Raw genomic sequence first — 22,854 nt, 5'->3', positions numbered from 1 at the left:
GGCCTTGCGCATTGGTCATACTCAGCAGAGGCGGCAAGGGCGACGATGGTTCCAGTAACCGGACGGAGCGCAGGAGAATATCGGAATAGCGTGACGCGATGGGCGTTGGCAGGTGCAGGTAGCGGCCGCAATGAGATCAGGTCAGAGGTCGCGCAGCCGGCTCGGGGCAGGGCGAGGGCAGGAAGGGGTCGGGGAGGTGACGGTTGATCGGAACGCCGCAAACGCCCTAAAGCGACACGGCCCTGCCCAGCGAGGTGCTGAACAGGGCCGCGGGGTTTTCTGTCACTGCGGACGCATCCGCAGGCTGGCGCTTACTGGCCGAGCAGACCGGCGTTCTGCGCCGAACCGAAGGCGAAGCCGATGAATTCCTGCACGCTCATTTCGCGGCCGTTGAAGGTCACCCGGTTGTCTGCGTAATGCAGCGAGCTGACCAGGCGTTCGCCTTCCAGGCGCGACCAGCCGGTGTCCAGCGCCATGCCGCTGAACAGCTCGGTGGCGGCGTCGGTTTCCTGCTGCAGTGCCGCCTTATCGAGCTGGCCGTCAGGCTGGTTGTTCTGCGCGACCAGTCCGGCGATGTCGCGCACCAGGTCCTTGTCGATACCGGCTTCGGCCTTGAGCGAGGCGAGCATGCTGGTGATCATCGCATCCGGGGTGAAGGCGTCTGCGCTCGGCGATTGCAGGTCGAGCACGACGGACAGACGGGCCGAGCCGTGGGCAGTCTCGAAGCCGAACTCGTCGAGGGCCAGGGTGGGTTTGTGTTCCAGCAGCTGCAGGCCATGCGCCTGCAGTTCCTGCTGCTGGGCGGCGGTCATGCCGGCGAAGGATTCCTCCGGCGTGGCGCTGCTGTCGAGGATTGCCTTGTAGCTCGCGACCAGCGCCTTGAGGCTGCTTTCCTCGAGGTTGCGCAGGCTGAAGGCGAGGGTGAGGTTGCGCAAGGCCTGGCCTTTGGCGCTGACCTCGCCGATGCCGTAGGCGATGGTCTGGTCGAGGCCGCGGCTGCCGCGGCTCAGCGACTCCTCGACGGAGGCCTGCTGGATGACCACGGCGGGTTCGTCGCCGGCCTTGATTTCCATGCGTTCCAGGGTGATGGCGGACGGGCCGAAGCCGAAGCCCGCGTCATAATCCTGCTTGTCGGCGCTCAGGCCGATGCCGCGCAGGCTCACCTGTACCGGCTGGCCGCTGTCGCTGCGCTGCAGGTCGATGTCGACTTCCGCCAGTTCACCGTCCATGCGTACGTCGCTGCCGTCCTTGTTCGCCTCGAAGTTGAGGTTGGCGGGGGCGATGCGCACGCTGCCGTCTTCGTCCTCGATCTTCAGCGCGGCGGTGCGTAGATCGCCGGCCTGGCCGCCGTCGTAGCCGATGGTCACGTCACCCACCAGCGGCACTTCGCCGGAGGCGGCGTCGAACAGTTTTTGCGTCAGCGGAGTACGTTCGAGTTCGAAATGGCTCTGCGCGGCGACCGGCATCAGCTGGCCACGGCTCAGACGTGAGACGGGGAAAGGGCCGTGTTCGAGGCGATCCTGCAGCAGCAGAGCGTAGTTTTCGGTGTTGCCTTCGTCGTCCGCCACTTCGATGTCGATCTGGTAACGCGCGGTGCTGGAGAGCAGGCCGCGTTCGAAGCTGAGCAGGGTGAGGCCGACCTCGGCACCGGCGCCGACGCCCATCTCGCGCAGCTTGAGGTTGGCCTGGTCGACGGCATCACGGGCGGTCGATTCGACCTGGGTGCTGGTGTAGAAGGTAGCGGCGCCGAAGAGGGCCAGGGGAACGGCAACGGCGAGTGCGAGCTTTTTCATGGAGGCATCCTGTGCGGTGGCTGGGCAGACGTCCTGTCAGCCGGTGGTTGGCAAGCGGCGGCACTCTAGCAGCGCGCAGCGGCCGGCTCCAGCGCGCCGGGGCAGAGGATGGGAAGGGTGAGAACGTGGCAGCAGATTCGGGCGGGACGACGCCTGCTGCGCCTTCGCCGCCCTGCCTGCGTGGTTAATGCATGTTGTCCGATTTCGGCATGGGTATCGCCACACTGCTTTCCACACTGCCGGCCTCGGCGTCGCCTTCCTTGTAGAAGGGTTCGATTTCCTCGCGGGCCTGTTGCCAATGCTCGCTTTCCTTGCCTTCCGGCTGGCCTTCGGCTTGCCAGATTTCATAGGCGCGCTGGCGGATTCGTTCGTCGACGTTCATGTGACAACCTCCTGGTCGCGGGCTCGCGAACGCGAGCCGCTAAGCAGTGGAAAGGGGGCTGTGACGGAGGTTCCGGCGGGGCGACGAGCGCGCATGGCCAAAAGGTCGCAGGCTGGATAACGCCGCGCATGGAACCGCCGGCGCTGATGCGGTCGAAGCTCTGGATAAATGGCGCCGACTGGCGTTTCATTCGCTTCGCGCCACGCCCGCCTGGGCCGGCGTACCGCCTTTTCGCACAGGACTGACCGATGAGTATCGCCGCCAACGCAGGACGCCTGCCCGACCCGCACACCCTGACCCACCTGCCGCGCCTGGTGGCGCGCTACTACAGCGACCGGCCGGACCCATCCGACCCGGCGCAGCAGGTGGCGTTCGGCACCTCCGGGCACCGCGGCTCCTCGCTCAAGGGCAGCTTCAACGAGTGGCATATCCTCGCCACCACCCAGGCGATCTGCGATTACCGCCGCCAGGAAGGCATCGACGGCCCGCTGTTCATGGGCATGGACACCCACGCGCTGTCCGAACCGGCATTCATCTCGGCGCTGGAAGTGCTGGCAGCCAACGGCATCGAGACGCGCATCGACGCCGGTTGCCCGGAAACCAGCGGCGAGCCGGGCTACACGCCGACCCCGGCGATCTCCAACGCGATCCTCAGCTACAACCGCGGCCGCACCAGCGGGCTGGCCGACGGCATCGTCATCACGCCTTCGCACAACCCACCGGGCGATGGCGGCTTCAAGTACAACCCCACCAACGGCGGCCCGGCCGACACCGGGGTGACCAAGTGGATTCAGGAGCGCGCCAATGCGCTGCTGGTCGCCGGTCTCGATGGCGTCAAGCGCATGGATTACCGCCAGGCGCTGAAGGCCCCGACCACCCAGCGCTTCGATTTCATCGGCGCCTATGTCGGCGGGCTGGAGCGGGTGATCGACCTCGACGCCATCCGTGGCTCGGGTCTGAAGTTCGCCGTCGACCCGCTGGGCGGCGCCGGCGTGCACTACTGGCCGCGCATCGCCGAGCGCTTCGGTTTGCCGCTGGAGGTGCTGTCCACGGTAGTCGACCCGACCTTCCGCTTCATGCGCCTGGACTGGGACGGCAAGATCCGCATGGACTGCAGCTCGCCACATGCCATGGCCGGGCTGATCGAGAACAAGGACCGCTTCGACGTGGCCTTCGCCTGCGACACCGACCACGACCGCCACGGCATTGTCACCCGCTCCGGCGGGCTGATGAACCCCAACCATTACCTGGCGGTGGCCATCGAATACCTGTTCACCCATCGCCCGGGCTGGAGCGCCGAGGCCGGCATCGGCAAGACGCTGGTGTCCTCGTCGATGATCGACCGCGTCGCCGCCGGCATCGAGCGTCGCCTGGTGGAGGTACCGGTGGGCTTCAAGTGGTTCGTCGACGGCCTGATGGATGGCAGCCTGGGCTTCGGCGGCGAGGAATCGGCCGGCGCTTCGTTCCTCGACAAGCAGGGTGGCGCCTGGTCCACCGACAAAGACGGGCTGATCCTCGGCCTGCTCGCCGCGGAGATCACCGCAGTCACCGGCAAGGACCCGAGCGAGCGCTACAAGGCGCTGACCGACCGCTTCGGCGCGCCGGTGTATCAGCGCATCGACGCCGCGGCCAACCGCGAGCAGAAGGCACGCCTGGGCAAGCTGTCCGCGTCGCAGGTCTCGGCGAAGGAGCTGGCCGGCCAGCCGATCACGCGCATCCTCACCGAGGCACCGGGCAACGGCGCGGCCATTGGCGGGCTGAAGGTGGAAACGGCGAACGGCTGGTTCGCCGCACGGCCGTCCGGCACCGAGGACGTCTACAAGATCTACGCCGAGAGTTTCGAAGGCGAAGCGCACCTGGCGCGCATTCAGGCCGAGGCCAAGGCGCTGGTGGATTCGGTACTGGCGGGCTGAAAGCCAAGGCCCGGGGTCAGGCGTCGGGCTTTAGCTGCTGGCGGTCACTGATGCTGACCGCCAGCTGCGCGGCTTCGACGTCGTCGGTCAGGTAGCGGCTGTTGCCATCGGCATCGGTGACCCGATAGACCATGGCAATATCCGGGTGGCGCAGATGCTCGGGAATGTCGTCGCCTTCGAGCTTGGTCACGGTCACACTCATGGCTCGGCTCCTGTTGGCGGTGTCTGTCTGGCATGTGACTGCGCCGCGGCCGATCCGATCCGCTGAAACCGGGAGCCGCGCATCCGACACGGCGCGAGCGCATCGCTCAGCGTGGCGCATCCAGCGCCTTTTCCACCTCGATTTCCAGCGCATAGGCCGGCTGTTCCACGACGCGGTGGTCCAGCGTGTAGCGTCGAGCGAACTCGGCGACGCCCCAATCCAGATACTGTTCGACGTGCTTGAGCTCATGGGCCCAGAGCGCGACGTTGTCCTGCGCATCGCTGGCGTGGCGGAAGACGATGATGTCGATCAGGGTCACGGCGTTGACGTCCGGATTGCGCAGCAGGGTGTTGCCGGCATTCAGCGCCACCTCGTCGCCGACGCGGTAGTGCGCGCTTTCCAGCACGGCGAGATCGAAGAAGGCTTCGAGCTGCGAGCGGATATGCAGCGGCATCGGCTCGACGCCGCCGGCCACCAGGCGATCCCGCGATTGCTGAATCCAGTTCTGCAGCGCCAGCGCGGCCATGCGCTGCACGCGGTCATACACGGCTTGGGTGTCGCTGGCAGAACCGGGCACGCAGAGGCAGCTGCCGCTCAGGCAGATTGGCTGTTGGCCAGGCGGGCAGGCCGTCTGTGCCAGAGCCGGAGCGCCGGCCCATGCCATGCAGGCGAGCAGCAGGGAAAGGCGGCGAAGAAGCGGGGTGAACGACACGCGAAGTCCTCGAAGGCGAGGGCGAGCCCCGGGCCGGTGCGCACTATAGCCGTGCGCCCGGGGCTCGCGAAGAGGGCCTTCAGATCACCGGCGATGCGGCGCTCACCACCCGTAGGGCCAGGCCTTCATAGGGGTCGAGGTTGAAGGTCAGCTCGCAGTTCTCGGTGAGGTCGCCTTCCACGCGCTCGTGGATGATGTCCACCACCGGGCCGGGCGCCACGCCGGGCAGGCAGACGGTTTCGCTGATGGTCTCGGCGCTGAAGTTCAGCGCGGTGATCTGTACGCCTTTGCCGGCCGGCAGCTCGTGAACCATGATCAGCAACCCCGGCGCCTGCACATCGGGAATCAGGATCTGCTTGCTCGCGGCGATGTCGTAGGCCTGGCGCACGCTGAGGATGCGCTTGAGCTGGCAGGCGAAGGAACCGGTGCTCTGCAGCTGCTCGGCCAGGCTGCCATACAAGGCGCGGGCTTTCGGCAAGCCTTCGGCGGACGTCGATGCCTCCGGTGCCAGGTCCGCCAGGTCATAGCCGCCGCGGTTGATCCAACGGGTATCGCCGTCGCGCATCAGGTGCTCGACCTGCTCGGGCGCCAGCGGCAGGGCGCCGACCAGATCCCAGCCGGATAGGGCGAACACGCCGGGCTGCATGGCATTGAACATCACCAGCAGGATATGCAGGCGCTGGATCTGCTCCACTTCGGCCGGGCCGATGGCGTCCAGATCGCGGATATTCAGCGCCGCCGCGATCACGCTCGCGGTAGTGCAAGCCACGCCGTTGGTAACGAACTTGAGGTTGTAGGGCGCATGCTCGCCGGTCAGCCGTTCGTACAGCTCCTCGCGGATCAGCTCGCGCAGGTGCCCGCCGGGCAGCGTCTGGCCCTTGTAGTGGTAGTGGTCGTAGGCGTGCAGCGTCCAGAAATGCACCAGTTCCAGGGTCAGCTCGTCGTGGTTCTGCAGTGCATGGATCAGCGAGGCCGGGTCGATGCCGAAGGCGTGCACCTCGCGCAGCATCATGCGCAGGAACTCGGTGTCGCCGGTCACCAGCGCGTGGTGATAGGCCGGACGGGTGATGAAGTCGTAGGACAGGTCGGCACCGCCGTGGGACATGGCGGCGATATCGTCGATGGTCAGGTTCAGTTCCTGGAAGCTGAAGCCGCCGGCCTTGCGGATCGCGCCGGCGAGCAGCTGGTTGCCGGTGACCGACAGCGGATGGCCCTCGGACCAGGCGGTGCCCTCGGCCCTTCGCTCGACACCGAGAAAGCCGTTGGCATCCAGGCGCAGCATGCGGGCGCCGGCCACATCAATGGCATGCAGGGCATCGCCAATGATCAGCTGCTGGGCGGCGAACGTCGGATCGAGCCAGTTCAGCGACGGCTGACCTTCCTTGAAATAGTGCAGGTAGACCCAGCGCCTGACCTTGCCGTCGACCCCGGTGACTTCCCCGGTGGCGCTCCAGTCGGTGTCCTTGATGCCGGGCTCGAAGAAGATCACCCGCTGCAACTGGCCGACGATGTAGTGCTTTTCATGCAGGCGATCAACGACCGGCGGTTCGAGATTGACCGAATCGCGTCCCGGCGGCACCTCGGGCAGCAATTCCCAGTCCTCCTCGCGGATCTCCACCATGTGGTACAGCCCCGGGTAGTCGCCGTAGGCCATTTCCGCGAGGCGGAAGTCGGCGCCCTTGCCGGTGTGCGCCGGGACGATGTCGTCGATGACGATGGCGTTGTGCGCGGCGGCGACCCGGCTGAGCTGCAGCATCTGCTCTTCGGTGCCCAGCTTCGGGTCGATATCGAAGCTGATGCGGTCGAAGTTGCCATCGATGGTCGGCGTGTACTCGCGGCCGCTCAAGCCACCAGAGCGCTTCATCGGGCCGTTGTGGATACCTTGCACACCCAGCTCGGAGAGCGCGCTCCACAGGCGGTCGTTACCCAGCGCTTCGAGCACCGTACCGCCCTCGGGGGTGATGATGGCTGCCGGGTAGGCGGTGAACCACACCGAGCCAATGGCACTGGCATCGCGCGGACGCGCCTGGGCGTAGGGCCGCTGCCAGAGCCGCGCCTGGCCGGCATAGAGGCGCGACCGCTCGCGCGCCGCGTGCAACATGGACTGGTCCACCAGCCACTGGATATAGCTATCGTCTGGGGTGCTCATTCGACGTCGGTTCCCGCTGTGCTAAGGGAAATGTAGTCGTTTGAGTCGGGTGCTCCGTCATCGTTGCATCGAATCGTCCGCCGAAGTTGTCCCGGCCAGCCGCGACGGCCGGGCATCCGGCGCGGCCCGTGGCCTGACGCGCCGTGGCCGACCACGCAGGCGACGCCAGCCCAGCAGCACGCCACTGATGGCGATCGCCAGCATGCCGGCGCTGAACGCCAGCAGCAGGCCGTCACGCAGCAGCGGCCGTTGCAGCAAGGGCAGCCAATCCCAGCTGTGCAGCAGCTTGAACACCCAGCGCACGGCACGCCGGCGCTGGTCCAGCTGTTCGATAACGGTGCCGCTGTAAGGATCGATGTGCAGCCAGGTCGCCGCCGGATCGTCGAAACGCACCCGCAGCATCGGCAGCCGTCGCGGTAGATGGCTGTAGAGGCTCGGTTCGCTGCGGGCGTAGTAGTGGAAGTCTTCCTGTTCCAGCCAGTCGAAGCGCAGCTGCTGTTCGGGCCAGGCCTGGCGGACCTGGCGCTCCAGCAGGGCGCGCTCAAGGCGTTCCTGTGCCGGCTCGGCACTGGCGACGGGCAGAATGCGTGTTTCACCCTTGGCATCGCTACCGAGCAGATAGGGCTGATCGCCGAGCACCTGCCACTGCAGCTCCACCGGTTCGATACCAGCCTCGCGGAATCGGGCCAGCGCAGCGGCCAGATCCGTATCCAGCGCCTCGGTGTTTAGCGGCGCTTGCCGCAGCGCGGCGGCATCGATGATCGAGCGCTTCTCGAACAGCCCCCAGGGCTCCATCGACAGCATGCCGCTGACCAGCCAGACCAGCAGCGCCACGCCGACCAGCAGGCCGCCAACGTGGTGCACGCGGCCAGCGCCAGCCGGGTAGGGCGAGTGCGAGCCGTTGCGGTAACGCCCGGCGAAGCGCCAGCGCAGCAGCCCGATCGCCATGCCCAGCAGCACCAGCACCGCGGCCAGCAGCGCACCGTAGACCAGCGCCACCGACCAGATCGCCTTCGGCATGGCTTCACGTAACGGGTAGAGCCAGTGCAGCCAGGCGCCCAGCAGGTTCCAGGCGCGCTCGTGGGCGGTGGCGTCGCGCACCACCAGCCCGGTATGGCTGGAAACGTACAGCAGGCGACCTTCGGCATCGTTCGCCTGCACCCGATACAGCGGGCGCTCGCGGGCCAGAGCGTGGTTGCGCGTCCAAGCATCCTCCTCGACCCGGTCGAGCAAGCGCACCTCGGCGCCGTCCGCGAACTGCCGCGCGCTGGCCAGTGCCTCGGCAGCACCTATGTGCTCGATCCGCCGGCCGCTGCGCGCATCGACCGCCAGCAACGGACCGTCACCGTAGTCCAGCAGATAGCGCGGCGAGCCTCCGGCACCCGTCAGACGCAGACTGAGCGGCGTGCGCGGGTCTGCGCTGACGGCAAGCGCTGCGCCCGGTGCGATGCAGCAATCGGCACTCAGCGGCTGCAAGCGCGACAGGTGCTCCTCTGGCGTCAACTTGGGGTAGCCGACGAAGAGCATCACCACGCCGCTGACGATCCAGAGCAGGACAAACAGGCCAAGCCCGATACCCAGCCAGCGGTGCGCGAGGTACAGATAGCGCTTCATGCGGCTCAGAAGTCCAGGGTCACGGCGGCATACAGCGAGCGGCCATCACCCGGCGCATGCAGTGTCTCCGCGCCGTCGTACCAGACGTACTCGTAGTAGCGGTCGGTGAGATTCTTCAGCTGCAGGTCGACGGCCAGCTGCTCGGTCAGTTGATAGCTGGCGCCGAGGTTGAACAGCACGTAGCCGCCGTATTTGCCCTGGGTGTTCTCGCGTTCGAGGTAGTAGTCGGTCTGGCCGTTGAGCCAGGCGCTGAGCTGCAGGTCCGGCGTCGCCTGGTAGGTGCTGCCGGCCGAGTACAGCCGCTGCGGCACGTGGTCGATCTGCTGGCCCTGGCTGGACGGCAGGCTGGGGTCGGCCTTCTCGATTTCGGAGAACTGCCAGGAGTGCGCTAGCCACAGATTCAGATCGCTGGCGGGGTAGAGGTTGAGCTGGGCGTCATAACCCCAGCGGCGCGTCTGCCCGAGGTTTTCCGATTCACCGCTGGGGTCGTTGAGCCGGCGCCGCACCTCGTCCGTGGCCACCTGCTCCCAGTAGGCGATGCGCCCATCGATCCAGTGCGCGGGGCTGAACTTGATGCCGGTCTCCCAGCCATCGTTGATCGACGGCGAGAGATCGCTGGTGCGCGGCGGCACCTTGTAGGCGGCCGCGCCGGTGCCGATCTGGAAGGTCCGGCCCCAGTTGCCATACAGGCTCAGCTGCTCGATGGGGGTGTAGATCAGGCTGATCTTCGGCTGCTCGATGCTGCCGTAGTCGTTGATCGCGTAATCGTTGCCGCTCAGCTCATCGGTGAAGTCGCCCTCGATGCGGTCGACGCGAAACGCCGGGATGATCTTCAGCGACTCGACCGGCTGGATCACCGCCTTCAGGTAGGCGCCGTAGCTGTCGTAATCGAAGCGCTGGTCGCGGGTCTGGGTCACGACCTGGCGCTCGACGGTGGTGTAGCGCTCGCTGCGGTTGCGCTGCTGCTCGGTGTCGAGCCCGCCTTCAACGGCCAGGTCATGCAGCCAGGACACGTCCGGGCGATAGGTCAGCGAGGTGCGCGCGCCGTAGTGCTTTTCCTCACTGGTACGCCGCTGCTGTGGCGCCGATTGCGAGAAACGCACCCAGCGGTCGTCGTCCAGGGTGTTGAGCCAGACCTTGGTCGCCCAGCTGAGATCGCTGGCCAGCTGGCTGTCCAGATGCAGGCTGAGCTGATTCATGCGCCGCTCGCCCATGTCGCTGGATGACAGCGCGTAGGACTGACGGGGCGAGTGCCGCACGTCCTCGCGGGACAGGTAACCCGGCTCGTCGGCCTCGGCCTCGTAATTCCGGGCGATCAGGCCAAGGCGCCAGTTGCCGGCGTCCGGCGTGTAGAACCATTTGCCGGACAGGCTGGTGCGCTCGCTGCCGGCATGGTCGCGGTAGCCATCGCTCTTCTGCTGACCGATGAAGTAGTTCTGCGTCCAGTTGCCGCTTTCGATGCCCTTGGCCAGCTGCAGCTCCTGGGTGTCGTAGCTGCCGTAGCGCAGCCGCGCCTTGCCGTAGTCGCCACCTATGCGCGACTGCACGGCGACATTGCCGGCGATGTTGTACAGGCCGTAGCGCGGATCGTTGGTGCCACGCACCACCTCGATGCCGTCGATTTCCAGCGGGAACAGCATGTCCAGATAGGGCATGTTGCCGTCGTTGCTGTTGCTCGGGATGCCGTCGATCAGCAGCTTGACCGCGTTGACCTCGCCTTCGCCATTGAAGCCGCGGAAGGACAGCTTGCCGGAGCTGGTGCCCTGGCCGAATTCGGTGAGCATCACTCCCGGCGCGCGGCGAAACAGCTCCCAGCTGTAGAGCACCGGCTGCTGTTCGAGAATGTCGCTGCCGAGCAGGTCGACCGAGCTGATCACGCTGCTGGTCGGCAAGCCACCACCAGACTGGGTGGCGGTGACGGTGCTGCTGCCCAGCGACAGCGCGGAGGCAGCGGTATCGGCAAGGCTTGCCGGCAGATAAGCAGCAGCCAGGGCCGCAATAACAAGACGAGGCAGCGCAGGGCGCCGCGACAGGTGCGCAGGATGGTCGAGCATCTCGCATGTTCCTTGTGCAACAGACAGGGCCGTACGGCGAATGGCCGCAGGCAAACGCCAACACCACCGTGGTCGGTGCAGGCAATTCAGGCGAAGCAACGAAGGGTGACGCCAGCGGCGTCAGGCGAGGGGGGAGGCGCGCGGGTTAAGGGCTGGCCATTGTTGCCGTGGCGACGGCCGATGGGCGCCTGCTTCGACAGCGAGGACCGGGCCGCCACGAATTTCCTGCGGTAGCAGCGGTGCGGCGCCGGGCAGCGCTGCCAGGCCCATCGAGCCGGCGCAGCAGCAGCACGGCGGCATCCCGCCATGGGTTGCCGGTTCATGCTCGCCATGCTCCGCCGACCCGTGCAGTGCGTGCGACTGCTGCAGCTGTGCCTGCATCAACGGGCAATGGCCGCTCCAGCCGAGCAGCCGCCTGGTCTCTGCCGGCAACAGGCCCGACAGCGGCATGCTCAGCAGATGGATCAGCAGGGCCAGGCTGGCGAGCCAGGCGGGAAGGCGGCGGCGTGTCATCGACGATCCGATCAGGCGCAGGTGCGAATGGCGTTCATGATAGGAACGACTCTCAGCAAAAAGAGTTGCGCAAACTCAAGAATGTTCGCTGATCGTCAGGCCTGCCGGTTAGGTTCGCCGCGCGACGCCATCGCCACGCAGCGAACGGCAGACCTCAGCGGGCGTCGAGCAGTGCCTGCGCCGCGTCGGCGGGTTGGCCGGCCAGCTGCTGGCGCTGCGCCTGCTTCTGCTGCTTGTAGGCCAGTGCCGCGGCGGGTACCGGGGTGACGGTGCCGGTTTCCAGCCACTTCTTCAGCCTGTTGGCGTCGGCCATGTGGGTGTACTTGCCGAACGCATCGAGCACCACGAAGGCCACCGGCCGCTGTTTCATGGTGGTGCTCATCACCAGGCAATGCCCGGCGGCATTGGTGAAACCGGTCTTGCTCAGCTGGATGTCCCAGTTGTTCTTGCGCACCAGGGCGTTGGTGTTGCGAAAGCCGAGGGTGTAGTTGGGTTTGCGGAAGGCAACGGTCTTCTCGTCGGTGGTGCTGAACTGCTGTATCAGCGCGTACTGGCGGCTGGAGCGGATCAGCTTGACCAGGTCATTGGCACTGGAGACATTGCGTTCGGACAGCCCGGTGGGCTCGACATAGTGTGTGCGGGTCATGCCCAGCGCCCGCGCCTTGGCGTTCATCGCCTGGATGAAGGCCGAGTAGCCACCCGGAAAGTGGTGGGCGAGGCTCGCGGCGGCGCGGTTCTCGGAAGACATCAGGGTCAGCAGCAGCATCTCGCGGCGGCTGATCTCGCTGCCGATACGCACGCGGGAGAACACGCCCTGCATCTCCCTGGCATCGCGGATGGTCACCGGCAGCGCCTGATCCAGCGGCAGCTTGGCGTCCAGCACGACCATGGCGGTCATCAGTTTGGTCACCGAGGCGATCGGCACCACCATGTCCGGATTGCTGGAATAGAGCACTTCATTGGTCTTCAGATCGACCAGCAGGGCGCTGCCGGAGGCGAGTTCCTGTACGGCCGGCTTGGCGGCCTGGGCATGGATGGGTGGCAAAGAGGCCAGGCAGGCGAACAGCAGACTGGCGAGGGTACGACGAAAGTTCACGATGGGTGTTTCCCCGCGATGGAAGGGCGAAATGCGCTGAATGCGACGTGGTAGACGTTTCGCCAGTATAGGGAATCGCCCGCAGACTCGCCTCTTTCCGATGAGCGGTTCGTCGGAAGAGCAGCGCCAGAGCGGCCGCGTGACGATCCGGCCGGCGTTGCACTGCAGATCGGGCCGCACCTCTGCCTGTTTTCGGAGTCAAACAACCACACTTACCGAGGGGAGGTCCCACCATGTCCCGTTTCAGCAAAGCCACCACCCGCGAAGAAGTTCAACACGAGATCGACAGCCTGATGCGCGCGCTCGATGAGCTCAAGCACGATGCCGCCCACGACTCGCGCAAGCGCCTGAGCGCACTGCGTTCGCGTGCCGAGTCACTCTGGCACGACAACGACTGGGATGAGCACTATGCCGATATCTCCCGACGCACCCGCGAAGCCAGCCGTGCTGCGCGCGAATGCGCCAAGGAGCATCCGCTGGGTACCCTGGCTCTGGCCGCAGGCGCCTTTGCCGTGATCGGCTATCTGATCACCCGTCGCTGATCGGCAGCCGTCATGCTCAATGCCGAAACGCCACGGTTGAAGTTCGCCCTTTACGGCGCGCACGACGACCTTGGCAGCGCGCTGCTGGTGGAGCTGCTCAGCCGCCAGCATGAGGCCGTGGCATTGCTCGACGACCTCAATTCGATAGCCGCCCGGCCAGGTCTGCGGACCAAGCCGGGCAATCCGTTCGATGCAGTGAGCGTCAGCGAGAGCGTGGCCGGGATGGATGCGGTGGTCTGTCTGTTTCAGACGCCGCGTCTGCCGGGTGCCGATACGGTTACCGGGGAGTCGCCCCAGCGCGACTTCTACCAGGCGGTGGAGGCGCTGTTGCTCGGCCTGGAGCGCGCCAAGGTCGAGCGCCTGCTGCTGGTTGCCGATTTTCCGGCGATCGAGCTGCAGCCGGAGGTCGAGGCTGCACTGCAACGACTGGTCAGCCATCCGCTGCGCTGGACGCTGGTAGACGCGCCGTCAGCCGGTAACCAACTGACCATCGAGGCGCTGGCCGAAGCGGCTGGCAAGGGTGACGCCAATCCCTATCGGGAATTGCAACGCATCGCCGCCGGCATCGTCGATGAACTGGAAAACCCCCAGCACATTCATCAGCGCATTCACTTCAGCGGCTAGTGGCCTGTGCGGTGAGTTTGTTGAGGCAAGTTTGGATGACCATTGTTCCGAGACAAGGCGCTGCGACGAGTCATAGCGGGCTATGGCGAGGAGCAGCAACGCAGTATCGGGGCCATGGGCGCCGAAATTGACCAACTGAACTTACCAAACAGGCCACTAGCTTAGCTGCCGACGCAGTTCGGCGAGCACCGGCGCCGTGTCCGGGCGTACGCCGCGCCACAGTTCGAAGGCCTCCGCCGCCTGCTCCACCAGCATGCCGAGCCCGTCCCGGGTGTCCGCGCCCAGCGCTGCCGCCCACTGGCAGAACGCCGTGGGCCTGGCGGCGTACATCATGTCGTAGCAGAAGCTCTGACCCGGCCGGATCAGGCTGTCGGCTAGCGGTGGCAGTTCGCCGCCGAGGCTGGCCGAGGTGCCATTGATGATCAGGTCAACCGGTTCGGCAAGATCGGCGAAGGTGCTGGCGGACAGCGGCCCCAGTTCGGCGAATTCCTGCACCAGCTGTTCGGCCTTGCTCGGCGTGCGGTTGGCGATGATCAGCGCCGCGGGCTTTTGCGCCAGCAACGGCTCGAGTACGCCACGCACGGCCCCGCCAGCGCCGAGCAGCAAAATGCGCTGGCCCGCCAGCGCTACACCGGCGTTCAGCAGATCGCTCACCAGCCCGGCACCGTCGGTGTTGTCACCGAGCAGGCGGCCGTCTTCGAGCTTCTTCAGGGTATTCACCGCACCGGCACGGCGGGCGCGCTCGGTGAGTTGATCGGCCATCCCATAGGCCTGTTCCTTGAACGGCACGGTGACGTTGGCCCCCTGGCCGTCCCGGAAAAATGCCCGGGCGAACCCCGGAAAGTCGTCCAGCGGCGCCAGCAGTGCCTCGTAGCACAGCGCATGGCCGGTCTGCGCGGCGAACAGGGCGTGAATCTGCGGTGATTTGCTGTGGCCGATGGGGTTGCCGAAGACGCCGTAGCGGTCCATGGGTGAGTCCTTGCAATGTGGGGTGCAGGTAGCAGTCGAAGGTCAGGGCTGCTCGGCGAGCCAGTCGCGGTCCTGCAGGAAGTATTCGGTCAGGCGCGCTTCCGGTGTGCCTGGCTCGGGATGCTTGTCATAGCCCCAGGCCACTTGCGGCGGCAGCGACATCAGGATGGATTCGGTACGCCCGCCCGATTGCAGACCGAACAGCGTGCCGCGGTCATAGACCAGGTTGTATTCGACGTAGCGGCCGCGGCGCAGCAGCTGGAACTGCCGCTCGCGCTCACCGAATGGCGAAGCCTTGCGCCGCTGGACGATGGGCAGGTAGGCGTCGAGGTAGGCATCGCCGACCGCACGCATGAAGGCGAAACTGGTGTCGAAATCCCACTGGTTCAGGTCGTCGAAGAACAGCCCGCCGACCCCGCGCGGCTCATGGCGGTGCTTGATGTGGAAATAGCGATCGCACCATTCCTTGTAGCGCGGATAGACATCCGCACCGAACGGCGCGCAGGCGTCCCGCGCGACCCGGTGCCAGTGCACGCAGTCTTCCTCGGCGCCGTAGTAGGGCGTCAGGTCGAAGCCGCCGCCGAACCACCAGACCGGTTCCTCGCCTTCCTTCTCGGCGATGAAGAAGCGCACGTTGGCGTGGGACGTGGGCACATACGGATTGTGCGGGTGGATCACCAGCGACACACCAAGCGCCTCGAAGCCACGCCCGGCCAGATCCGGGCGATGGGCGCTGGCCGACGGCGGCAGGCTGTCGCCATGCACGTGGGAGAAGTTCACCCCGCCCTTCTCGATCAGTGCGCCGTTCTCGATCACCCGCGTCCGGCCACCGCCGCCACCGGGCCGCGTCCAGGCGTCCTCGGCGAAGCGCGCGCCGCCATCTTCGGCCTCCAGCGCAGCGCAGATGCGGTCCTGCAGATCGAGCAGATAGGCTTTGACGGCTTCGGTCCTGTGGTTCACGAAATCACCTTGCGAATGACCGCACGCAGCCCTTGAGGCGCGGCTGGGCGGTGCTTGAAACGGGGTCGGCCGGCAAGCATAGCATTCAGCTGATTGACGAACGCAGCCCCGGCGGGTTGGATAGACGCTCTTTCAATGACCAGGAGCCAGACATGTCCCAGCGCATCCAATTCAGCCAGCACGGCGGTCCCGAAGTCCTGGAACAGGTCGATATGCCGCTCAGCGCGCCGGCTGCAGGCGAAGTGCGGGTGCGCAACCATGCCATCGGCCTGAACTTCATCGACACCTATTTCCGCGGCGGTCTGTATCAGCCGCCGAGCCTCCCATCCGGGCTGGGCACCGAGGGTGCCGGTGTGGTCGATGCGGTGGGTGAGGGTGTGCAGCACCTGCAGCCGGGTGACCGGGTCGCCTATGCCACCGGCCCGCTCGGCGCCTACGGGGAGCACCACACGCTGCCGGCTCGGCATCTGGTCAAACTTCCGGACTCCATCAGCTTCGAGCAGGCTGCCGCAGTGATGCTCAAGGGCCTGACCTGCCAGTACCTGCTGCGCCAGACCCACTCGCTGCAGGCCGGCGAGACGGTGCTGTTCCATGCCGCCGCCGGCGGTGTCGGATCGATCGCCTGTCAGTGGGCGCGCGCACTCGGCGCGCAGTTGATCGGGGTGGTGGGCTCGGCGGAAAAGGCCGAGCGAGCCAAGGCCCTGGGCGCCTGGGCCACCATCGATCGTACCCGCGAGGACGTGGTGCAGCGCGTGCTGGAGCTGACCGAAGGCAGGAAGTGCCCGGTGGTCTACGACTCGGTGGGCAAGAGCAGCTGGGAAATCTCGCTGGACTGCGTCGCCCCGCGCGGCCTACTGGTCAGCTTCGGCAACGCCTCCGGGGCCGTCACCGGGGTGAACCTGGGTGTGCTGGCGCAGAAGGGCTCGCTGTTCGTCACTCGGCCAACTCTGGCCGGTTACGCCGACACGCCGGAACGTCTGCAGGCCATGGCCGATGAATTGTTCGAGATGATCGGCAGCGGCAAGATCCAGGTCGAGATCGGCCAGCGCTACCCGCTCAGCGAAGCGGCCGAAGCCCATCGCAAACTGGCGGCTGGGGAAACCACCGGATCGACCATTCTGCTGCCCTGACGCCGCGGCGGCTGCCTTTATAGGGACAGCCGCACAGTGTGTTTCACCGCCGGCTCAGGCCGGACGAATCACTTCGCCCGTGCGCAGATCGCGAATGACACTGGGGTTACGTCGCCCACCCAGCGGGCCGGTGAACACGGCGTCGAGCTGACGCGGGAAATACTGCTCGACCCGCAGCCGCGAACGCGCTGCTGGACGGCCGGCAGGGTTGGCGGACGTCGAGACCAGCGGGCCGGTCAACGCACACAGCCGCGTGACCAGTGGATGATCGGTCACCCGCAGCGCGACGCTGTCGTGCCGCCCGGTGATCCACTCCGGCAAGCGGCCGCGATGCGGCACCAACCAGGTATTCGGCCCCGGCCATGTAGCGGCCAGGCGGTCAAGCCAGCGCTCGGGCACATCGTCCAGCAGGAAGTCGAACTGCTCGATGCTGTCGGCGATCAGGATCAGGCCCTTCTCCACCGGCCGCTCCTTGAGCGCCAGCAGGCGCAGCACCGCCTCTTCATCCCATGGGTCGCAACCCACGCCCCAGACCGCTTCGGTCGGGTAGGCGATCACTCCGCCGGCGCGAACCACCCGCGCCACTTGCTGCACACGCCAATCGCCGATCATGCCGACCTCTGCCTGACTGAAAAGCCGGCAGTTTACCCAAGGCACCTGCCGTCGAGCAGGGGGCTGGACGGCCGATTCGCAACAGCCTGCAACAGACCCTCCGCATTTCGAGCGCGCAAACAACAGGGCGTGAATCGGCAGGCGCACGACATATCTGCTGTGCGACTCAGCTCCGCCTAGCGCGAGATCACCGTCCAGAAGCCGTTGTCGCAGGCCACCAGCCCGTCGACTTCCAGTTCGGTCAGCTGCGCCAGCACCTGCCCCAGCGGCTGATCGAGCGCCATGGCCAGTGCTTCACTGCTGCGCGGCGCGGCCAGCAGTTCGCGTAGCAGCGGATTGTCCGGCTGCGTCGGCGCCGGGCCTTCGCCGTCGAGCAAGTCGACGCGCTGCCAGCCGCGCAGGGCTTCGAGCACATCCTCGACCGACTCCACCAGCGCCGCGCCCTGGCGAATCAGCTGATGGCAGCCTCGGGCGCCGGGATGATGGATCGAACCGGGGATCGCGTAGACCTCCCGGCCCTGCTCGGCAGCGAGTCGCGCGGTGATCAGCGAACCGCTCGACGGGCTTGCCTCGACCACCAGCACGCCCAGCGACAGGCCACTGATGATGCGATTGCGCCGCGGAAAGTTGCTCGCCTGCGGTGGGCAGTCCAGTGGCAGCTCGGACACCAGCGCACCGCCTTCGTCGACGATCTGCTGGGCGAGGCCGACGTGACGCTGCGGATACAGCCGTTCGAGACCGGTACCGAGCACCGCGACGGTCTTGCCGCCGGCGTCCAGCGCGCCCTGATGCGCCGCACCATCAATGCCCAGCGCCAGCCCGCTGGTGATGACGAAGCCGGCACCGGCCAGGCTGCGGGAGAACGCTCGGGCATTGTCCAGGCCATTGCGCGAGGCGCGGCGGCTGCCGACCATCGCCAGCTGGGGTCGCTCGAGCAAGCCGGGATCGCCGGAAATGAACAGTAGCGGTGGCGCATCCGGCAGTTCAGCCAGCAAGGCGGGGTAGTTCGGGTCGTCCCAGCAGAGCAGATGCCGGTCCGGCTGCTCCAGCCAGGCAAGGGCGGCACTGGCACGCTCGCGGATGTCGGCGCTGCGTCGTGGCTCGGCACAACTGGCCGGCAATCCCAGCGACCGCCAGGCACTGGCCGGCGCGCTCAACGCCGACGCGGCATCGGGAAAGGCGCTCAGCAACTTGCGCAGGCGGCGTGGGCCGAGTTCGGGCAATAGATGCAGACGCAGCCGGGCTTCCAGCTCGGCAGGGGAAATGGCAGGCATGGCGAACACTCCTTGTCTCTTTGCACCGCATCCGTGCGGTGTTGTCGCAGCATGAAAAAGCCCCGCATTCGCGGGGCTCTCTTGTTTCAGGGGTTACGGACCTTGTCGCTCACCGCCAGTGAGCGGGTGGCCTGCAGTATCAGGCCGTAGCTGAGCTTGTCGTAGGTGCGGAACACCATCAGCAGGCCGGAACGCTCGTCCGGAATCTTCACGTTCTCACCCGTCACGCGGTCACGTACGGTTTCGCCGGTCTTGTAGACCGCCAGTACGTTGCCGTCCTTCAGGCCGTCGCGAGCGCCCTTGTTCAGGGTGACCACGTCAAACTGGCCGATCTGGGTAACGCCGCGCGGTACATCGAGAATCACACCGTCCACCTCCGTCGCAGGCGAGCTGGGCATGAACGTCGAGTTGACCGCACGCTCCTCGCTGGCGAACAGACGATCGCCGATGCGGGCTTCCTGGGTGGTACGGGTCAGGTGCATGGTGGCGATATCGCCTTCGACTTCGATGATGTCCACGGTGCCGATGTCATCGGCGTTGATACCGAGAAATTCGCCGGTTTCCGGATCGACGTAGGTCTTGCCCTGGCGGAAGATGCCGTACGCCGGCATGTCTTCTTCGAAGCTGCCGCGGCCGTAGATGCGGTCGCCCGCGCCGCTGACCACCCGCTCGGCGTTGCCGGCGACGATGTAGGGCGCACCCTGAAACTGCTCGGCGGTATCGATGATGCGGTTGCTCAGCAGGAAGCTGTTGATCGCTTCCAGCGGAATGGTCGGGATGGCTTCGGCCATCGGCGTGGTGCGAACGGTCGGCGACAGTTTGATGGTGCCGCGCGAGGCACCGCGGTCGAGCACCAGGCGCGGCTGGCCGTCGACGTAGACCAGGCTCAGGGTATCACCGGGATAGATCAGATGAGGGTTGGCAATCTGCGGGTTGGCATGCCACAGCTCCGGCCATTTCCACGGCTCGCGGAGGAAGCGGCCGGAAATGTCCCAGAGTGTGTCGCCCTTCACCACCGTATAACGCTCCGGATGGTTGTCCTTGAGCTGCACCGCGGCCTGGGCGAGCCCGCCGACGGCCACCAGCAGCAGGGCGAGTAGTGATTTCCTCATGTGGTGAATCCCTTTATTATGTGCCTTCACGTAAAGCGCCCTAGCGCCGCGGAACCCTTTTGGATCGCGGCATTAAGCCGTTTTCCATGCTGCTCGGCATCTTAGCAGCGGCTTTTGACTTTATTCCATAAGTGCATCACAAACGCATATGGCCATTCTGAACATCCTTGAATTTCCCGATCCGCGGCTGCGCACCATCGCCAAACCGGTGGATGTGGTCGATGACGAGATCCGTCAGCTGATCGACGACATGTTCGAGACCATGTACGAGGCTCCAGGCATCGGCCTGGCCGCGACGCAGGTCAATGTGCACAAGCGCGTGGTGGTGATGGACCTGTCCGAAGACCGGTCCGAGCCGCGAGTCTTCATCAATCCCGAATTCGAATCGCTGACCGACGAGATGGACCAGTACCAGGAAGGCTGCCTGTCGGTACCGGGCTTCTATGAGAACGTCGACCGTCCGCAGAAAGTGCGGATCAAGGCGCTGGATCGTGACGGCAAACCCTACGAGATGGTCGCCGAAGGCCTGCTCGCGGTGTGCATCCAGCACGAATGCGATCACCTCAACGGCAAACTGTTTGTCGACTATCTCTCCAGCCTCAAGCGCGACCGGATCAAGAAGAAGCTGGAAAAGATTCACCGCCAGCAAGCTTGATTCCCGAACCTCGAAGGCTTGCCATACAGGCTGAGTGAAAACGTCGCGAGCGAAGGTTAGGCAAGGACTAGGCGTCCCCGCAAAAACAGGCGAGGAAGCGGAGTTTACGGGCTGTAAATGAGCATTCCGAGCCTGGTTTTAACGCAGCATTAACTGAGCGCAGCAGTTTTCAGCAGCCTGTGCCGCAAGCCTTTTTCTTAGCGAGCCCCCCATGACCCAGCCTTTGCGCATCGTTTTCGCCGGCACCCCGGAATTCGCCGCTCAGCATCTGCAAGCCCTGCTCGACGCGGGCAAATCGATCGTTGCCGTCTACACCCAGCCGGATCGCCCCGCAGGCCGCGGCCAGAAGCTGATGCCCAGCCCGGTCAAGCAGCTCGCCGTGCAGCACGACATTCCGGTATTCCAGCCGCAGACGCTGCGTGACCCGGCGGCGCAGACGGAATTGGCGGACCTGCAGGCGGACCTGATGGTGGTGGTCGCCTACGGCCTGATCCTGCCTCAAGCGGTGCTCGACCTGCCGCGCCTGGGCTGCATCAACAGCCATGCCTCGCTATTGCCGCGCTGGCGTGGTGCCGCGCCGATCCAACGTGCGATCGAAGCCGGTGACAGCGAATCCGGCGTCACCGTGATGCAGATGGAGGCGGGCCTCGACACCGGGCCGATGCTGCTCAAGGTCCATACGCCAATATCCGCCGAGGACACCGGCGGCACGCTGCACGACCGTCTCGCCGAGCTCGGCTCGCAGGCGGTGGTGCAGGCCGTCGACGCACTGGCTGCCAGTTCGCTGGTGCCCGAAGCCCAGAACGACAGCCTCGCCACCTATGCGCACAAGCTGAGCAAGGACGAGGCGCGCATCGACTGGACTCGCCCGGCCGTCGAGCTGGAGCGGCTGATCCGTGCCTTCAACCCCTGGCCGATCTGCCACAGCACGCTGAATGGCGAAACGCTGAAGATTCACGCCGCACGCCTCGGCGAAGGCCAGGGCGAGCCCGGACGCATTCTCGAAGCGAGCAAGGAAGGGCTGACCGTTGCCTGCGCTGAAGGCGCATTGTCGCTGACTCGTCTGCAACTGCCCGGCGGCAAGTCGCTTGGCTTCGGCGACCTGTACAACAGCCGCCGCGAGCAGTTCGCCCCTGGCCTGGTGCTCGGTCAATGAACCCGCGCCTGGCCGCAGCCCGTGCGCTGAGTGTCGTGCTCTCGGGCAAAGCCTCGCTGGGCAGCAGCCTGCCCGAGGTACTCGGCAAGGTGGACGCGCGCGACCGCGGCCTGACCCAGGACCTGGCCTTCGGCACTGCACGCTGGTATCCGCGCCTGGCAGGTTTGGCCGACAAGCTGCTGCAGAAGCCATTCAAGGCTGCCGATCGCGATGTCGAGGCGCTGCTGCTGGTGGGGCTGTACCAGCTGTTCCATACCCGTATTCCGGCCCATGCGGCCATCGGCGAAACCGTCGGCTGCGTCGACAAGCTGAAGAAGCCCTGGGCCAAGGGCCTGCTCAACGCTGTGTTGCGACGCGCCCAGCGTGAGGGCGAAGCGCTGCTGACCGAGCTGGAACACGACCCAGTGATTCGCGTGGCCCATCCGCGCTGGCTGCAGAAGGCGCTCAAGGCGCATTGGCCCGAGCATTGGGAAGCCATCTGCGCGGCCAATAATGCCCATCCGCCGATGATGTTGCGGGTCAATCGCCGCCAGGTCAGCCGCGACGCCTATCTGGCTGAGTTGCAGGCCGCTGGAATCGACGCCCATCCGTGCGAGTTCAGTGAGGACGGCATTCGCCTGGTTGCGCCGTGCGACGTGCATCAGCTGCCGGGCTTTGCCGAAGGGCGGGTCAGCGTGCAGGACGAGGCCGCACAGCTGGCCGCCTCGCTGCTCGACCTGGCGCCGGGACAGCGCGTGCTGGACGCCTGTTGCGCACCGGGTGGCAAGACCTGTCACCTGCTCGAACGCGAGCCGCAATTGGCCGGGCTGATTGCGCTGGATCTGGAACCCAAGCGTCTGGTGCGCGTTCGGGAAAACCTCGAGCGTCTGCATTTACAGGCCGAACTGGTCGCCGACGACGCCCGCGCCACCGAGCGCTGGTGGGACGGCAAGCCGTTCCAGCGCATCCTGCTCGACGCACCCTGTTCGGCCACCGGCGTGATCCGCCGCCATCCGGACATCAAGCTGACGCGCCAGGCCGATGACATCGCCCCCCTTGCCGCGCTGCAGGGCGAGATGCTCGATGCGCTGTGGCCGACCCTGGACGTCGGCGGCATCCTGCTCTATGCCACCTGCTCGGTGCTGCCGACCGAGAACCGCGAGGTGATCGGCGCCTTCCTCGAACGCACGCCCGGCGCGCGCGAATTGGACCTCCCGGGCGGCTTCGGCCTGCAGCAGCCGCATGGTCGCCAGCTGCTGCCGCAGGAGAGCGGCCACGACGGCTTCTACTATGCCAAGCTGATCAAGATCGCGGCGCAGCCACGTGGTGTCAGTGGGTGAGTCGAAATCCCGGCGCAGTGCGCGCGGGCCCAACATGGAAGCGGCGGCAAACATCCGCCTTTCAGGAGTGATC

Annotated in this window: 21 protein-coding genes; 7 read left to right on the top strand and 14 right to left on the bottom strand. The window is 66.1% G+C overall.

From position 1 onward, the window contains the following. Nucleotides 1–311 precede the first annotated feature (311 nt). A complete protein-coding gene (locus RT582_RS16830) occupies nt 312–1,793 on the bottom strand; it encodes a YdgA family protein (protein ID WP_313478645.1) in 1,482 nt (493 codons plus the stop codon). A 184-nt stretch (nt 1,794–1,977) separates the two neighbouring features. Continuing rightward, nucleotides 1,978–2,175 (bottom strand): DUF2934 domain-containing protein, encoded by a 198-nt coding sequence (locus RT582_RS16825; protein ID WP_023446418.1) that lies wholly within the window; start codon nt 2,173–2,175, stop codon nt 1,978–1,980. 248 nt (nt 2,176–2,423) lie between these two features. Between RT582_RS16825 and pgm the strand changes: the two genes are divergently transcribed. Then, the gene (gene pgm / locus RT582_RS16820) at nt 2,424–4,088 is read left to right on the top strand and encodes a phosphoglucomutase (alpha-D-glucose-1,6-bisphosphate-dependent) (protein ID WP_313478641.1); all 1,665 of its coding nucleotides are present in this window, start codon (nt 2,424–2,426) and stop codon (nt 4,086–4,088) included. Between the two features lie 16 nt (nt 4,089–4,104). On the opposite strand, the gene RT582_RS16815 is transcribed toward pgm, so the two are convergent. The 7 genes from RT582_RS16815 to pbpG form a co-directional block, all read right to left on the bottom strand. After that, nucleotides 4,105–4,290: a hypothetical protein gene (locus tag RT582_RS16815; protein WP_125878311.1), complete on the bottom strand. Its 186-nt coding sequence runs from the start codon at nt 4,288–4,290 to the stop codon at nt 4,105–4,107. Between the two features lie 106 nt (nt 4,291–4,396). Further along, nucleotides 4,397–5,002, bottom strand: a complete 606-nt coding sequence (locus RT582_RS16810; protein ID WP_313478637.1) for an eCIS core domain-containing protein — start codon at nt 5,000–5,002, stop codon at nt 4,397–4,399. A 79-nt stretch (nt 5,003–5,081) separates the two neighbouring features. After that, entirely contained in the window at nt 5,082–7,151 is a 2,070-nt protein-coding gene (treS, locus tag RT582_RS16805) for a maltose alpha-D-glucosyltransferase (protein ID WP_313478634.1), read from the bottom strand. Nucleotides 7,152–7,208: 57 nt separating this feature from the next. Beyond that, nucleotides 7,209–8,765 (bottom strand): PepSY domain-containing protein, encoded by a 1,557-nt coding sequence (locus tag RT582_RS16800; RefSeq protein WP_313478631.1) that lies wholly within the window; start codon nt 8,763–8,765, stop codon nt 7,209–7,211. 5 nt (nt 8,766–8,770) lie between these two features. Continuing rightward, on the bottom strand, nt 8,771–10,819 hold the full coding sequence (locus tag RT582_RS16795; RefSeq protein WP_313478628.1) for a TonB-dependent receptor: 2,049 nt from the start codon (nt 10,817–10,819) through the stop codon (nt 8,771–8,773). 120 nt (nt 10,820–10,939) lie between these two features. Continuing rightward, complete coding sequence (locus tag RT582_RS16790) at nt 10,940–11,332, bottom strand: DUF2946 family protein (RefSeq protein WP_313478625.1); 393 nt, start codon at nt 11,330–11,332, stop codon at nt 10,940–10,942. A 154-nt stretch (nt 11,333–11,486) separates the two neighbouring features. Continuing rightward, a complete protein-coding gene (gene pbpG / locus RT582_RS16785; RefSeq protein WP_104098675.1) occupies nt 11,487–12,428 on the bottom strand; it encodes a D-alanyl-D-alanine endopeptidase in 942 nt (313 codons plus the stop codon). Between the two features lie 233 nt (nt 12,429–12,661). Between pbpG and RT582_RS16780 the strand changes: the two genes are divergently transcribed. Beyond that, nucleotides 12,662–12,970: a DUF883 family protein gene (locus tag RT582_RS16780; RefSeq protein WP_003282345.1), complete on the top strand. Its 309-nt coding sequence runs from the start codon at nt 12,662–12,664 to the stop codon at nt 12,968–12,970. Between the two features lie 12 nt (nt 12,971–12,982). After that, nucleotides 12,983–13,594: an NAD(P)-dependent oxidoreductase gene (locus tag RT582_RS16775; protein ID WP_313478622.1), complete on the top strand. Its 612-nt coding sequence runs from the start codon at nt 12,983–12,985 to the stop codon at nt 13,592–13,594. 156 nt (nt 13,595–13,750) lie between these two features. Here RT582_RS16775 and aroE read toward each other — a convergent pair whose 3' ends face one another. Both aroE and hemF read right to left on the bottom strand, forming a co-directional pair. Next, nucleotides 13,751–14,563 (bottom strand): shikimate dehydrogenase, encoded by an 813-nt coding sequence (aroE, locus tag RT582_RS16770; protein WP_014818513.1) that lies wholly within the window; start codon nt 14,561–14,563, stop codon nt 13,751–13,753. Between the two features lie 42 nt (nt 14,564–14,605). After that, entirely contained in the window at nt 14,606–15,523 is a 918-nt protein-coding gene (hemF, locus tag RT582_RS16765) for an oxygen-dependent coproporphyrinogen oxidase (protein ID WP_313478620.1), read from the bottom strand. A 152-nt stretch (nt 15,524–15,675) separates the two neighbouring features. On the opposite strand from hemF, the gene RT582_RS16760 reads away from it, so the two are divergent. Next, nucleotides 15,676–16,653, top strand: a complete 978-nt coding sequence (locus tag RT582_RS16760) for an NADPH:quinone reductase (RefSeq protein WP_313478618.1) — start codon at nt 15,676–15,678, stop codon at nt 16,651–16,653. A gap of 54 nt (nt 16,654–16,707) precedes the next feature. Here the strand turns inward: RT582_RS16760 and RT582_RS16755 are convergent, their stop codons facing one another. From RT582_RS16755 to RT582_RS16745, 3 genes are all read right to left on the bottom strand, one after another. Next, the gene (locus RT582_RS16755) at nt 16,708–17,265 is read right to left on the bottom strand and encodes an L-threonylcarbamoyladenylate synthase (protein WP_023446431.1); all 558 of its coding nucleotides are present in this window, start codon (nt 17,263–17,265) and stop codon (nt 16,708–16,710) included. Between the two features lie 176 nt (nt 17,266–17,441). Next, complete coding sequence (dprA, locus tag RT582_RS16750) at nt 17,442–18,539, bottom strand: DNA-processing protein DprA (RefSeq protein ID WP_104098673.1); 1,098 nt, start codon at nt 18,537–18,539, stop codon at nt 17,442–17,444. A gap of 86 nt (nt 18,540–18,625) precedes the next feature. Beyond that, a complete protein-coding gene (locus RT582_RS16745; RefSeq protein ID WP_313478616.1) occupies nt 18,626–19,651 on the bottom strand; it encodes a LysM peptidoglycan-binding domain-containing protein in 1,026 nt (341 codons plus the stop codon). A gap of 148 nt (nt 19,652–19,799) precedes the next feature. Here RT582_RS16745 and def point away from each other — a divergent pair, with 148 nt between their 5' ends. The 3 genes from def to rsmB all read left to right on the top strand — a co-directional run bounded on the left by def (nt 19,800) and on the right by rsmB (nt 22,781). Then, nucleotides 19,800–20,306 carry a peptide deformylase gene (gene def / locus RT582_RS16740; protein WP_014818507.1) on the top strand — a complete coding sequence of 169 codons (507 nt, stop codon included), beginning with the start codon at nt 19,800–19,802 and terminating at the stop codon, nt 20,304–20,306. Between the two features lie 211 nt (nt 20,307–20,517). Further along, nucleotides 20,518–21,462 carry a methionyl-tRNA formyltransferase gene (gene fmt / locus RT582_RS16735; RefSeq protein WP_313478613.1) on the top strand — a complete coding sequence of 315 codons (945 nt, stop codon included), beginning with the start codon at nt 20,518–20,520 and terminating at the stop codon, nt 21,460–21,462. Further along, nucleotides 21,459–22,781 carry a 16S rRNA (cytosine(967)-C(5))-methyltransferase RsmB gene (rsmB, locus tag RT582_RS16730; RefSeq protein WP_104098671.1) on the top strand — a complete coding sequence of 441 codons (1,323 nt, stop codon included), beginning with the start codon at nt 21,459–21,461 and terminating at the stop codon, nt 22,779–22,781. The genes fmt and rsmB overlap by 4 nt, the downstream gene beginning before the upstream one ends. Nucleotides 22,782–22,854: the final 73 nt, after the last annotated feature.

It is taken from the genome of Stutzerimonas kunmingensis, from assembly GCF_032106285.1.
Taxonomy (GTDB): Bacteria; Pseudomonadota; Gammaproteobacteria; order Pseudomonadales; family Pseudomonadaceae; genus Stutzerimonas; species Stutzerimonas kunmingensis_B.
This window is presented reverse-complemented; position numbering and strand designations above follow the sequence as displayed.

Excerpts from the sequence above, each read along its gene's own strand:
- RT582_RS16800 (WP_313478631.1), bottom strand. The coding sequence starts at position 8,765 with ATGAAGCGCTATCTGTACCTCGCGCACCGCTGGCTGGGTATCGGGCTT.
- treS (WP_313478634.1), bottom strand. The coding sequence starts at position 7,151 with ATGAGCACCCCAGACGATAGCTATATCCAGTGGCTGGTGGACCAGTCC.
- RT582_RS16830 (WP_313478645.1), bottom strand. The coding sequence starts at position 1,793 with ATGAAAAAGCTCGCACTCGCCGTTGCCGTTCCCCTGGCCCTCTTCGGC.
- RT582_RS16760 (WP_313478618.1), top strand. The coding sequence starts at position 15,676 with ATGTCCCAGCGCATCCAATTCAGCCAGCACGGCGGTCCCGAAGTCCTG.
- RT582_RS16745 (WP_313478616.1), bottom strand. The coding sequence starts at position 19,651 with ATGAGGAAATCACTACTCGCCCTGCTGCTGGTGGCCGTCGGCGGGCTC.
- RT582_RS16755 (WP_023446431.1), bottom strand. The coding sequence starts at position 17,265 with ATGATCGGCGATTGGCGTGTGCAGCAAGTGGCGCGGGTGGTTCGCGCC.
- rsmB (WP_104098671.1), top strand. The coding sequence starts at position 21,459 with ATGAACCCGCGCCTGGCCGCAGCCCGTGCGCTGAGTGTCGTGCTCTCG.
- aroE (WP_014818513.1), bottom strand. The coding sequence starts at position 14,563 with ATGGACCGCTACGGCGTCTTCGGCAACCCCATCGGCCACAGCAAATCA.
- def (WP_014818507.1), top strand. The coding sequence starts at position 19,800 with ATGGCCATTCTGAACATCCTTGAATTTCCCGATCCGCGGCTGCGCACC.
- RT582_RS16795 (WP_313478628.1), bottom strand. The coding sequence starts at position 10,819 with ATGCTCGACCATCCTGCGCACCTGTCGCGGCGCCCTGCGCTGCCTCGT.
- RT582_RS16775 (WP_313478622.1), top strand. The coding sequence starts at position 12,983 with ATGCTCAATGCCGAAACGCCACGGTTGAAGTTCGCCCTTTACGGCGCG.
- fmt (WP_313478613.1), top strand. The coding sequence starts at position 20,518 with ATGACCCAGCCTTTGCGCATCGTTTTCGCCGGCACCCCGGAATTCGCC.
- pgm (WP_313478641.1), top strand. The coding sequence starts at position 2,424 with ATGAGTATCGCCGCCAACGCAGGACGCCTGCCCGACCCGCACACCCTG.
- RT582_RS16790 (WP_313478625.1), bottom strand. The coding sequence starts at position 11,332 with ATGACACGCCGCCGCCTTCCCGCCTGGCTCGCCAGCCTGGCCCTGCTG.
- RT582_RS16825 (WP_023446418.1), bottom strand. The coding sequence starts at position 2,175 with ATGAACGTCGACGAACGAATCCGCCAGCGCGCCTATGAAATCTGGCAA.
- dprA (WP_104098673.1), bottom strand. The coding sequence starts at position 18,539 with ATGCCTGCCATTTCCCCTGCCGAGCTGGAAGCCCGGCTGCGTCTGCAT.
- RT582_RS16780 (WP_003282345.1), top strand. The coding sequence starts at position 12,662 with ATGTCCCGTTTCAGCAAAGCCACCACCCGCGAAGAAGTTCAACACGAG.
- RT582_RS16815 (WP_125878311.1), bottom strand. The coding sequence starts at position 4,290 with ATGAGTGTGACCGTGACCAAGCTCGAAGGCGACGACATTCCCGAGCAT.